This is a genomic window from Chitinophaga sp. MM2321 (assembly GCF_964033635.1).
Taxonomy (GTDB): domain Bacteria; phylum Bacteroidota; class Bacteroidia; order Chitinophagales; family Chitinophagaceae; genus Chitinophaga.
Window position 1 is genome coordinate 3,104,192 of sequence record NZ_OZ035533.1, and the last position, 11,830, is coordinate 3,116,021.

General features: G+C 46.4%; 10 protein-coding genes. 1 reads left to right on the plus strand and 9 read right to left on the minus strand.

What is annotated here, in order from left to right:
- Positions 1-27: 27 nt before the first annotated feature.
- The 9 genes from ABQ275_RS12130 to ABQ275_RS12170 all read right to left on the minus strand — a co-directional run bounded on the left by ABQ275_RS12130 (position 28) and on the right by ABQ275_RS12170 (position 10,888).
- Complete coding sequence (locus tag ABQ275_RS12130; RefSeq protein WP_349318574.1) at positions 28-1,404, minus strand: Gfo/Idh/MocA family oxidoreductase; 1,377 nt, start codon at positions 1,402-1,404, stop codon at positions 28-30.
- Positions 1,405-1,537: 133 nt separating this feature from the next.
- Positions 1,538-3,286, minus strand: a complete 1,749-nt coding sequence (locus ABQ275_RS12135) for a glycoside hydrolase family 9 protein (protein ID WP_349318575.1) — start codon at positions 3,284-3,286, stop codon at positions 1,538-1,540.
- Between the two features lie 76 nt (positions 3,287-3,362).
- On the minus strand, positions 3,363-4,313 hold the full coding sequence (locus ABQ275_RS12140) for a sugar phosphate isomerase/epimerase family protein (protein ID WP_349318576.1): 951 nt from the start codon (positions 4,311-4,313) through the stop codon (positions 3,363-3,365).
- 131 nt (positions 4,314-4,444) lie between these two features.
- A complete protein-coding gene (locus ABQ275_RS12145) occupies positions 4,445-5,548 on the minus strand; it encodes a Fic family protein (RefSeq protein WP_349318577.1) in 1,104 nt (367 codons plus the stop codon).
- Positions 5,549-5,788: 240 nt separating this feature from the next.
- Positions 5,789-7,117 (minus strand): chromate efflux transporter, encoded by a 1,329-nt coding sequence (chrA, locus tag ABQ275_RS12150; protein WP_349318578.1) that lies wholly within the window; start codon positions 7,115-7,117, stop codon positions 5,789-5,791.
- 137 nt (positions 7,118-7,254) lie between these two features.
- Positions 7,255-8,010, minus strand: coding sequence for a LytTR family DNA-binding domain-containing protein (locus ABQ275_RS12155; protein ID WP_349318579.1), 756 nt, complete (start codon positions 8,008-8,010; stop codon positions 7,255-7,257).
- Positions 8,007-9,083, minus strand: coding sequence for a sensor histidine kinase (locus ABQ275_RS12160; RefSeq protein ID WP_349318580.1), 1,077 nt, complete (start codon positions 9,081-9,083; stop codon positions 8,007-8,009). Before ABQ275_RS12160 ends, ABQ275_RS12155 begins: the two co-directional genes overlap by 4 nt.
- A gap of 16 nt (positions 9,084-9,099) precedes the next feature.
- On the minus strand, positions 9,100-10,086 hold the full coding sequence (locus ABQ275_RS12165) for an NAD-dependent epimerase/dehydratase family protein (RefSeq protein WP_349318581.1): 987 nt from the start codon (positions 10,084-10,086) through the stop codon (positions 9,100-9,102).
- 4 nt (positions 10,087-10,090) lie between these two features.
- Positions 10,091-10,888 carry an SDR family NAD(P)-dependent oxidoreductase gene (locus ABQ275_RS12170; RefSeq protein WP_349318582.1) on the minus strand — a complete coding sequence of 266 codons (798 nt, stop codon included), beginning with the start codon at positions 10,886-10,888 and terminating at the stop codon, positions 10,091-10,093.
- A gap of 214 nt (positions 10,889-11,102) precedes the next feature.
- On the opposite strand from ABQ275_RS12170, the gene ABQ275_RS12175 reads away from it, so the two are divergent.
- Positions 11,103-11,798: a DUF1080 domain-containing protein gene (locus ABQ275_RS12175; RefSeq protein WP_349318583.1), complete on the plus strand. Its 696-nt coding sequence runs from the start codon at positions 11,103-11,105 to the stop codon at positions 11,796-11,798.
- Positions 11,799-11,830 lie beyond the last annotated feature (32 nt).

Consider the following 11,830-nt stretch of genomic DNA (forward strand, 5'->3'; position numbering starts at 1 on the left):
ATGCCACAACAGGAAGCAGGCAACTGTTTACACCCGCAGGAATGCCGCCGGATCAGGGTGTTGCCAGGGGCCACGGTAAGGTCGCTGTAACAAACCAGTGGCAGCACTATCGCCAACGATGATACGTTGTTTGGGATCATATATCAGTGGCCGGCCGGTTTGCATCGACAAATTGGCGAGGATACAACTGGCAGTAGAAATATGTCCTTCTTCGATATCGGCAATAGGGCGACCGCCATTCGCGATGGCGCCCAGGAAGTTGAGCATGTGCAATCTTGTGGCAGGCGCCGCATTCAATTCAATAGCTGGTTCTGTAAGATCCTCGGGATATTTCTCTTTTTCATATACCACATCTTTATGAATGGGCTTACCATCACCTACCGGAATAAAATCGTATTGCATGGTGCTGGCTTCCAGTGTACCTTTCTCTCCATACAATTTAAAAGCCCATGGATATTCGGGATCAGCGGGTGTACCCCAGGTACGGTGCTGCCATACACAGTTGAGATCTTCATATTCAAAGATGGCGGATTGTGTATCGGAAATGTTTGACTTACCTTCTTTCTGTACATAAATACCACCGGTAGAACTGATCCGTTTGGGCCAGCCCAGTTGCAGCATCCAGCGTACGGTGTCGAACATATGAATGCACATATCCCCCATAATACCATTACCATATTCCATAAAGGTGCGCCACCAGCGGACATGTGGTATTCCATCATAAGGCCGCATCGGTGCGGGGCCTGTCCACATCTCATAGTCCAGGAAATCAGGTACTGCCTGTACCGGCGGGTTGCCGTTGTTACGCATATGATAGTAGCAGCACATTTCCACATGCGATATTTTGCCTAAAAGGCCGGCGTCTACAATGTTCTTTTTCGCGTCTATCAGGTGAGGCGTACTTTTTCGTTGCGTACCTACCTGTACTACTTTATTGTATTTGCGTGCTGCGGCTACCATTGCTTCTCCCTCCATTACGTCTACACTGATAGGTTTTTGTACATATACGTTTGCACCGGCTTTCATGGCTTCAATGGCTTGCAAGGCATGCCAGTGATCCGGTGTACCGATCAGTACAATGTCCAGTTCATTTTCAGACAACATTTTGCGGTAGTCGGCATAGAGGCGCGGCGTTTCATGGGATGCCTGCCGTTTGCTTACCATAGCCGCTGCTTCTGCCAGCTGCTTTTTATCAACATCACACAAAGCAATCACCCTGACCGGCGCCACCTGGATCAACCGAAACAGATCACTTTTACCATACCAGCCGGTACCTATTAATGCCACACGAAGTGGTTTAGCAGGATTGATAAAATCCAAGGCGCTGGCGCCCAACGCGGAAAGTGCAAGCGTGGCAGTAGCCCCTTTCAGGAAACGCCTGCGATTGATATTGAAATGGTCCATATTACAAGATAATGTTAATCAATTGGAATTTCAAACAAGCTGTTTATTAAGATAAAGTATATTGATAAACAACAGTCGAAATAACGTAATAATCAGCATATTATAATTATTACTTAAAGTAAAGCTTGTGATACTATCTATCCTCCCAGAGTGCTTCCAGCGCACCTGCCAGATACACAAAAGGGGCATTCCAGTTGATCGCTACTTCGTTGGAAGCATAGGAACAAAACGCATCTATATAACACTGATCCGGTATGGTAGATGGGTATTGACACTTATCCTGCATCCCCGGATTGGGACCTCCTACGAGCAATCCCGGGATGGGTGCGATAACATTATCGGCTTCAGACAAACGATGATGCGGATGCATCGGTGAACGGGTGCCGAAGCCAGTCAGAAAACAATAACCCGTTCCATTGCGACCCAGCAAATAATCCATGTTCGCCACCGCTGCCGCCATGTACGACGACCGCTTTTTTAAACGGAAAGCCTGTATCAGCAAAACACCCTGGTTGGCCGCTACACTGTTGCTACCCCAAACAAAGTCCCTGGCATTTTTCCCCATCACGGTACCGTAGCCCTGTTTTGCCGCGTCCATCATCAGGTCACGCGCTGCGGCCAGCAGTTGCCTTTTCAATATACGCGCCTCCCGCTTCATAGATTTGGGCAAATGCCTGGCATGCCTGATCATGGTATAATACCCCAGTGAGGATACGTGCGACCAGTTGGGTATTGCCAGTTTGTCGTTATGTGGCACCGCCGCATAAAAGCTATCCAGTCCTGTGGTGACAGACAATTCGGTGGCAGCCCAGCTAAATTCATCACTGACGTTCCCGTCGCCGTATGCGCCGGTTTTAATGGCCTGTGCAAAAGACAGGTTCATTTTTTCCTGCTCATACAGCACTGCCGGGTGTTGCCGGGCCCATTGCCAGGCGGCTATCGCAGCGGCCCTACAGGAGTCCGACAGCCCGGGCAATGCCGCTTCATATGCCTTCAGTATGCGTGCCGCCTGCGCCGTTACTGCTGCAAAGTCGAGGGTAGCCGCCGTACTTTTAGCCACCACATAACGAGGTTTTATAGCTGCTGCCGGCATTACCACCCCGTCAAATTGTGCGTTGGTTAATTTATGATACACCCCGCCGTCGGCAGGGTCCTGCATGGAAAGCATCCAGCGCAGATTCCATAACAGCTCCCTGAGATAAGCAGGTACTGCTGCTTCATCTGCCGGAATATTGAGAGCTTGTGCTTTTATAAAAACGGGAAAGTCTTCATACAAAGAAAACAATGTGGCCATGGTAATACCGCTGTTAACGATGTATTTGTTGTAATCGCCGGCATCATACCAACCACCGGGGGAAGATATGATGCTACCGGCCGGCCGTAAAACTGAAGCGGCGGAAGGATGCACCTGCACCAGCGTATCGGGATGCCCGCCTGCGCGGCTCCATTTTCCTGCGTAGCCATCTGTTACAGGGGTAGATGCACGCATGAAATAATAACTCTTCATTGCGGCTGTAAATGCGGCAGCATGAACATTCCCTTTTATATCAAACGGATAGGAAACCCCAACACCCGGTACCGCCAGAACGAACCGGCCTTCCACGGTGAGCCGGGAGAAATCGGCGATGCTGGTATGCACATCCGATATAGCGGAAGATAGTTCTTCGCCGGACACCCCTGCAAATACAGTATCCTGTAAAGTGGTGGATATGATGTAAAATTTTGCACGGGCGCTCCCCATGATGACGGCCTGCTTAGGGCCTTTCGTATAAAACCCTGCCTGGTTAAGCCGGATCGCCTGTGATGACTGTTGCGCAAACAAGGCAGTGGTCATCATTAAGAGTGATAAGGGTATAGCGATAGAAATCCGGAAGAGCTGCATCAGTTGTATTTTAACGGGTCATGGTAAGATCAGGCTATTTCTTCATTAATGCAATAGCGTAGCCACCCCAAAGCGTTTATATACCTGTTGTAACGGCCTTCATTTTAGCAAGACCTGTTTTTGCTACGAGGAGGGCATCCTGTTTATAATAGTGCGGGTTGAAAAGTTCCAGTGAGATAATCACCGGCTTATCCGGGTTTTTAATGTCCCGTAATGTTTGCCGCAGCGGCGCGATACCATCACCCGGATAGATGCGATCCGGTTCCGATATTTTCAACGGCTGAATACCTTGTGGATAGTCATTGATATGAAAAATATCGATGGCCCCCTTGCCTACAAATGGTGCGCTGTCGAAGCTGGAACCTCCTTTAAAAATATGAAATGCATCCAATAGTACGCGGGCATTCCGGCGACCACTTTCCGCTACCACATACAGTACCTGGCTGATTTTTTTCAGGTTGGGCGATCCGCCCCACATTTCAAGTATGGGCATTACGCCGGTTTGTTCCCCCATCCCGAGGATCGTGAGATATCTTTCCGTCACCACATTCAGATCAATGACCGGAGTGTTGCTGCTATTGGCGCCGGCAGGTGGCGCCGCGATGCGTTTACAACCAATTTTTGCCAACAATTCCATTTCGGTTTGCAACTGCTTGAGACCAGCCTTACGGGTAGCCTCATCATCCACGATCCATCTTGCAAAGCCAATGGCATTCTCTATACTGATACCCAGATCATCAATCCTCTTTTTCGCTTCTGTGACGGAACCTCCCTGCTGTAAATAGCTTTGAAAAGTATCTATCCAGATTTCCACGGAGGTGAAGCCAGCTTTTGATGCGATCTCCAGTTCTTTAATAAACCCTAATTGCTGCCCCCTGATAGTGCTCATATTCAGGGAGTACTTAAACCCTGGGTTGGCTTGTATAGCACTACCCTGTGCAGCCACAGGCAATTTCAACAGGGCGGCTCCAGCAGCCAGGCCAAAAGTTTTTAGCGCCTGTCTGCGATTTAAAGAGAAGTTTGTCATGATACCAGCGGATTTTTATAGTAAAACTGCCAGGTAAAATACAGCTATTAATGACATATTTTCATACAGGCGTAGGAGGTAGTAGCAAAAATTTGTAGTGATAACGGGGAGAAAGGAGATATGAACAAAAGTTAGGGGATATTCAGCTGGTAACGTATGGATCTTCCCGCTCCTTCCTGCAGTAAAACACCGATAACCTGCAGCTCCTGTAAATCACGGGTGGCAGTAGCTTTGGAGGTTTTGCTGATGCTGATATATTTCCTGGCAGTCATCCCTCCTTCAAATCCTTCGGCACCTTTCTCAAGCATCCTATTGACCACTTTCAATTGCCGCTCATTGAGCTGATGCTTATATTGGTCAAAGAATCGCGCTTTCTTTACCGTAAATTGAACGGTGGCTTTTGCATCTCGCTGAGCTGCTAAAATTACACCAGCAAAATAATTTACCCAGTTAGTGATTTCTATAGACCGCTGGGCCTCCTTTAATGCGGCATAATAGGCCATTTTATCCCGCTCTATCGTTTTGGAAAGACTTAGCATAACAGGTCGTCCGAGCGATTGTGACAACGCCTTCTCCGCGATAGCACGACCAATTCGCCCGTTACCATCTTCAAACGGATGTATCGATTCAAAATACAAGTGCGCCACGGCCGACTTCAACACCGCTTCTGCAACTTCACCTTTTAATGAAAACGTGCAGTTGTTATACCATTGCAAAAACTGCTGCATTTGCTTTGGGACTTCAGACGACGGTGGGGCTTCGTAGTGTACCACCACCCGCCCGTATGCGCCCGAGACTATTTGCATCGGCGCTGATCCCTTTCTCCATTCTCCTGAATTAATATTTTGAGCACCAGCCATCAACATACCATGCCATGTGTGGAGCATCTCTACATCCAATGGCTGATCAAAGGATCTCCTCACTTCCAACATCAATTGAGCTACTCCTTCCGCCCGTTTATCCTTGACGTAAACAGGCTTTTCATTCAACCCAAGATTATTCCGTATAGACGACATGACATCTTCGCGACTGATATACTCGCCCTCAATTTCGGAGGTTTTAACCGCTTCAGACAGCATGAGCTGTAGCAGTGTTTCCTTCTTTAAATCATCAGAAAGCCCTTGGATAGCACCGCTTATCTCCCCCGTTTCTTGCGCAAACGCCAGGATGAGGGGTTGAATTTCATGGACTTCATAGGCAAAGTCAGGCCATTCCGGAAACTGCCAATTATACATAATGAGCCGATTAGGTTAGTTAATCGGCTCAAATATAGCGAATTTATGAGCCGATTAAGCATTTTAATCGGCTCAAACTATATTCCGCAAGTAGTTTTATAGCGATAAAAATCCGGAAGATCTGCATCTGTTGTTTTTTAACAGGTCATGATAAGATCAGGCTACTTCTTCATTAATGCAATAGCGTATCAACGCTTTCGTTTCTTCCAATTTTCCGGAAACGGGGGTATGCTCACCCATTTACATCCCAATGAAATAATGCGCCAGCCCAAATAAAATACTGAGCATAATCAGGTAGATGACGTTCATCCTGAACCGGAGCATCAGGAAAAGAGAAACAATCACCCAGGCCAATGAAATGTAGTCCAGGCCGGCAATTGTTACTTCGCCGGGGAAGATGACACTTTTGCCGAGAAAGAGCGTCAGGTTCAGGATCACTCCTACCACCGCAGCGGTAATGAATCCCAGCACGCCCTCAATGACGGGGTTGCCCTGCGTTTTTTCTATAATGGGTGCGCCGATAAAAATAAACAGGAAGCAAGGCAGGAAGGTATAAAATGTGGTGGCGATAAGGCCGATAGACCCCATCCATAAAGATCCGTTAAAATGGTTGTACCCGGCCATGAAGCCCACAAAGGCCAGTACGATGATCAGCGGACCAGGTGTTGTTTCCGCCAGCGCAAAGCCATCTACCATTTGCAGGTTGGTGAGCCAGTTCAGTTTGGTGACACTGAACTGCGCCACATAGGGTAATACGGTATAAGATCCACCCACGGTTACAAAGGCCGTTTTTGTAAAGAACAGCGACAGCCCTGTCCAGAAGCGAAAATCATCTGTCAGGAAATAGAAAAGGATAAAAGGGATGATCCATAAAAGCAGGCCGATGCCGAGCTGTTTGAATATACGTTTCCCTGCAAACCCGGCATCGGGTGCAACGGAATATCTGTTGAGGAAATAACGCCGTTCATCTGCTGATTCCTCTTCGATACTTTTATTTCTTTTATGATATAGAGAAGGCCAGATGTACTTCATGAGCAGTGCGATCACGATTGTTCCGGCTATGATCAACAGCATGGAAATATTATAGAAGAAGATGCATACAAAAGCGATAGCCGCCAGGATAATATGCAGCGGTCCATGTAACGATTTTTGGGCAATCTTAAACAGTGCAATAATGATAATAGCGATCACGGCAGGTTTCAGTCCATTGAACATCGCGTAAATCCAGGGTAAGTTCCCGAATAACACGTACACAATGCTTAACCCCAATAAAATGAACATGGAAGGGAGTACAAACAGGATTCCTGCTACGAGTCCGCCCCGTTTGCCATGGAGCTGCCATCCGATATAAGTTGCCAGTTGCTGCGCCTCCGGGCCCGGTAAAATCATACAATGACTAAGCGCATGGTGAAATTTACTGTTGCTGATCCACTTCTTTTTATCAACCAGGTAGTCGTGCATAATAGCAATATGCCCGGCTGTTCCTCCAAAACTTATCCACCCTAATTTGAACCAGAATTTTAATGCCTCTTTAAACGATGGTCGCTGTAAATTGTTTGTATCTTCCATTCCGTATCTTCCCTTTTCAGATCATATTTCCGGCTGCAAAAAACAGGTTTTCCGAAGTGAAGCAAAGGTACTAATAAAGAGGCTGCCAATCAAGCTTTGAGGCATCTTTTTAATGAATTTTACAGCGCCTGCCGGCGTCAGCTTTTGCCTTCCAGCCAGCTTTTAAATTCCGCCACCCTCTCCCGGCTAATAATAACATCAGTATCAACATATGGGGCTAATTGAAGTATTAATCTGCTATTGTAATAAGTCGTTATCTTTTTAATGGCATCCAGGTGGATTATAAACTGCCGGTTGATCCGGAAGAACAGGTTTTTGTCTAACAGTTTTTCAATCTGGTCCAGCGAGTAATCCAGCGGCAGCCGCTGATTAGCGGTAGTGGTAGCCATGGTAATCCCTTTGCTGAAATGCAGGTAAGCAATATCCTGCGCCTTTACATACACCAGCTGGTTATTGACCTTACCGATAAAGCGCGTGCTGTTGCGCCGCATAAACTCTTCCGCAATCTTTTCTATGCTGATAACATTACCGGCTACCGGCTGAAAATTTTCGTACTTACGGAGCGCGTTCTTCAGCTCTTCCAGTTCAATAGGCTTCATCAGGTAATCGATGCTGTTTACCTTGAAAGCCTGTAAGGCAAATCCATCAAATGCGGTGGTAAAGATGACCGGTGTCTGTATTTTCATCTTGCTGAAGAGCTCAAAGCAATTCCCGTCTGACAACTGGATATCCATCATCATCAGGTCTACCCGATGCCCTTCCTCCAGCCATTTCAAGCCTTCTGTTACGGATTCTATCACCGCCACCACTTCGATGCCCGCATCATATTTATGCAGCAGCTGTTTAAGGCGCTCTGCATTGTGCATCTCATCTTCAAATATGACTATCTTCATGCGTGATTAATAATGGGTATTTTTACAATAAACATTCCTTCCGATTGCTGTATTTCAAGACTACGCTCGCTGATCAATGCATATCTTTTCTGAATATTTTCAAGCCCGATACCAGATGACAGATCAGGATTGTTTTTCTTTCTTATATGATTAGCTACGATTAAATAGCCATCCTCTCCTTTCACAGTGATCAATAACGGATCATTTGCGGAAAAGCGGTTATGTTTGATGGCATTTTCTATTAATAATTGCAGGGATACCGGTGGTATCATGCCTTTCTGCCGGGTTACTTCATCAATCTCCACTTTGAACTGAATGCTTTGCTGGTGCCTGATCCGCATCAGGAAGATGTACGATTCCAGGAAGTCCAGCTCTGTTTGTACCGTTACCAGGTTTTCAAATTTCTTATCCAGGATATACCGGTAGGTTTTGGCCAGCTGTGTAATATAATCGGCGGAGAGATCCGGGCTTTTATACACGAGGTTGGTCAATACACTGAGTGAATTAAAAAAGAAATGTGGATCTATCTGATTCCGGAGCGCATCATATTTTGCCTGGATATTTTCTCTCATCAGTCTTTCTGCCTGTACCTGGTATTCTTTCCATCCTGAATAGTAAAACACAATACCATTAAAAGCCAGTATGAGCACATAAAACATGAAGATCCCAAAGTTAAGATCGTAGCTGAATGCTTTAAAGGCCTCCCACGCCTCATATCGTTCAAACAACAGGATATCCATTACTGCATACAAAAAACCGAAACAGAAAGCCGACAACATACCATAGAACATCAAAGAACAACAGAGGATGGCCAGCCGTTGGGGTGCCTGTTTTCCTGCAATCCTTTTTTCAATAGCTCTGGCGAGCCACACTGCTCCTTCCCATACCAGTAATCCAAACAGCACATATACCACGCTGAACATCTGCCCGCGGAAATCGAGCATCCGCAATCCCTGCACAAACGTATGATCAAAGGATTTGAAGATGATACTGAAAGTGTACAGTATCAGCATCCTGGATAAATACAGGAATATTTTGCTGGAAAATAATGGTTCGCTCTCCTTAAAGTTCATAATAGCCACAGTATCCTTAAAAATAGTTATTTTCTTTGAACCAGCTGTGCGCGCCGGAGATAGCATCTTCTATGGGAGTGTATCGAAGCATCAGCTCTCGCTCAGACTTTTTTCCCGAGTAATAGTTATCCAGGCTGAGTAAATAAGCAGCCGAGTACGTTAGTTTTCCGGGGATATGCGTCAACCGCTGGAACAGGGAACCAGCTATGCCTGCCAGTTTCAGCGCGAAGGCAGGTATTCTGATCATCACCTTCCGTTCTCCTGAGATGGTATTCAGCATCGTGAAGAACTCCCGGTAACTTAAATTATGTCCTGCCAGCAGATAGCACTCCCCGATCTTCCCTTTTTCAATGGCATTGAGAATACCTTTGCAAACGTCCTGGATATGTACAAAATTTTTCCCGCCGGGTGGATAGAACAGGATCTTCTTCTTCATGCCATACAAGATCAGTTCGCCGGAGCTGGGTTTGGTATCACAGGGACCTATCATAAAAGTGGGATTGACCACAATACCACGAAGTCCGCGTGCCATCACCTGCTCCAGCACATATTGCTGTGCGAGGTATTTGGTGTTGATATATCCTGAATTGGCGTTGAACAAAGTGAAGCCATTCAATTCGCTGCCGGGGTTATTTCTGGTACCAGGGCCGATAGTATTCGCTGTGCTGACATAAATAAACCGCTCCACCTTATTAGCGATACAGGCTTCCGCTATATTTTTTGTGGCAGTAAAATTTATCCGTTCATATTCTTCAAAAGTGGTATCCCATTGAGCGGTGATACAGGCCGCGTGGATCACTACATCACAGCCGGCTACGGCTAATATTACATCTTCCTTATTATCTATATTCCCAAAAAACACTTCACAGGGAATGTCGGAGATCCCTTTCAGATTGGCCGTGGGCCTGATCATCGCTTTCACCTCGTATCCCAGTCTGTATAGCTCCCGGGTGAGATTGGCTCCCAGAAAGCCGTTGGCACCTGTTATCAGTACTTTTTTCATCTTGCTATATAAATTGTATTTCTTTCTTTACTTCCCTGGAAACCAGTTTCAGTTTGAGTGTGAGCGGCAGTAGCTGCATCAGGGTGTGATTGATCCTGTTCATAACACCAGGTATGATTACCCTGCATTTAGCCAGTGTTCCGCGTAGGGCGATATCGGCAATTTCAGTAGCAGGCAACAGGCCCATTTTACCTTTGAACCCCTGTCCTATGATCCTCCGGGAGGTATGTGAATTTGTCATGATAGGACCGGGATATACTACGCTCACGGATAAACCGGTACCGGACAATTCTTCCTGTAGCCCCAGGAAAAAGGAAGAGATAAATGCTTTGGAAGCCGGGTATACCGTTTTATAGGCTATCGGCGTAAAAGCGGCCATGCTGGCGATATTCATGATGTAGCTTTCTTTGTTTTCCAGCAGGTGCGGAATCAGCATACGGGTGAGCAATACCGTACTTCTTACATTCAGCAGGATGATGCTGTCGATCTTCTCCAGGGATGTATCTGTGATAGCTGAGGTACCGCCTACGCCGGCATTGTTGATCAGAAAGTCGATTGGAAATTGCGTCATCATATCTTTCAGCTGTGATTTAAGTTCTTCGCTGTCGGTCATGTCAAACTCAAAAACCCGTACATCCACGTTGTATTCCAGTGACAGGCTTTCTGCCAGTAAAAACAGGTTGCCACCGGGCAATCCCATCAGGATCATGTTCCTGTTCATGACAGCGCACTGCCGGGCAAACTCTTTGCCCAGTCCGGAGCTGGCTCCCGTTATCAATGTATATTTTTTAATGTCCTGCATATGGTTGTTTGTAATGATACCCTGCAAAAATGCAGTGTCTGCCGTCTACGGCAAACGATTTTCCGATGAGTTGCAGGATGAAGCCCCTGGACCGTAAGAATCCATGCGATTGTTGTAATATGGCTGTATTTTGCAGAATGGGTAGTAACAGGAACGCTTCGTTATTAAAAAACTTCCATAATAATTTACTATTTTATCCCCGATAAATTCTCATATGAAAAAAAGCATTCTTACTACATTTCTTACCGGAGCTACCCTGTTCTGCGCAGTTGCATTGCAGGCGCAAACACGTAGCCTCTTTAATTTCAAGAACTTTGACGGTTGGCATATTGATGTTCCTGCTATGGATAATGATGCATCGGTACAAAGTCCTTTTATACTGCGCAATGGTGTTTTCGTTAGCCTGGCCAGCCCACAGGGACATATTATCACCGATTCCAGTTATCAGAACTACCGGCTCCAGGTAGAATACCGTTTCCCCGCCAAACCGGGCAATTGCGGCGTGCTGGTACACGCTTCCACGCCCCGTGTATTGTATGGCATGTTTCCAAAATCCATAGAAACACAAATGATGCATGAAAATGCAGGCGACTTCTGGTGCATTGGGGAAGATATTACTGTACCCGACATGGAAAGCCGGCGTGGCCCCAAAAGCAACTGGGGCGCTGTAGATGGTAAGGAACGCAGGATTAAAAACCTCACCGATAACTCAGAAAAACCACTGGGAGAATGGAATACCATGATCGTGGAATGTGTAGGCAATGCCGTTAAAGTATGGGTAAACGGCGATCTTGTCAATTACGGCTACAACTGCACTGCGAGCAAAGGCAGCATCGCCTTACAGGCAGAAGGATCTGAAGTGGAGTTTCGCAAGGTGGATTTTACACCGATAAAAGAACTGACAAAATAATTGATCTTTTTTATTGCCGGTGTTCTTTCTCC

Bases quoted from the DNA above. Each gene is read 5' to 3' on its own strand.
- ABQ275_RS12165 (WP_349318581.1), bottom strand. From the start codon at position 10,086: ATGAAAAAAGTACTGATAACAGGTGCCAACGGCTTTCTGGGAGCCAAT.
- ABQ275_RS12175 (WP_349318583.1), top strand. From the start codon at position 11,103: ATGAAAAAAAGCATTCTTACTACATTTCTTACCGGAGCTACCCTGTTC.
- ABQ275_RS12140 (WP_349318576.1), bottom strand. From the start codon at position 4,313: ATGACAAACTTCTCTTTAAATCGCAGACAGGCGCTAAAAACTTTTGGC.
- ABQ275_RS12155 (WP_349318579.1), bottom strand. From the start codon at position 8,010: ATGAAGATAGTCATATTTGAAGATGAGATGCACAATGCAGAGCGCCTT.
- ABQ275_RS12145 (WP_349318577.1), bottom strand. From the start codon at position 5,548: ATGTATAATTGGCAGTTTCCGGAATGGCCTGACTTTGCCTATGAAGTC.
- ABQ275_RS12160 (WP_349318580.1), bottom strand. From the start codon at position 9,083: ATGAACTTTAAGGAGAGCGAACCATTATTTTCCAGCAAAATATTCCTG.
- ABQ275_RS12130 (WP_349318574.1), bottom strand. From the start codon at position 1,404: ATGGACCATTTCAATATCAATCGCAGGCGTTTCCTGAAAGGGGCTACT.
- ABQ275_RS12170 (WP_349318582.1), bottom strand. From the start codon at position 10,888: ATGCAGGACATTAAAAAATATACATTGATAACGGGAGCCAGCTCCGGA.
- chrA (WP_349318578.1), bottom strand. From the start codon at position 7,117: ATGGAAGATACAAACAATTTACAGCGACCATCGTTTAAAGAGGCATTA.
- ABQ275_RS12135 (WP_349318575.1), bottom strand. From the start codon at position 3,286: ATGCAGCTCTTCCGGATTTCTATCGCTATACCCTTATCACTCTTAATG.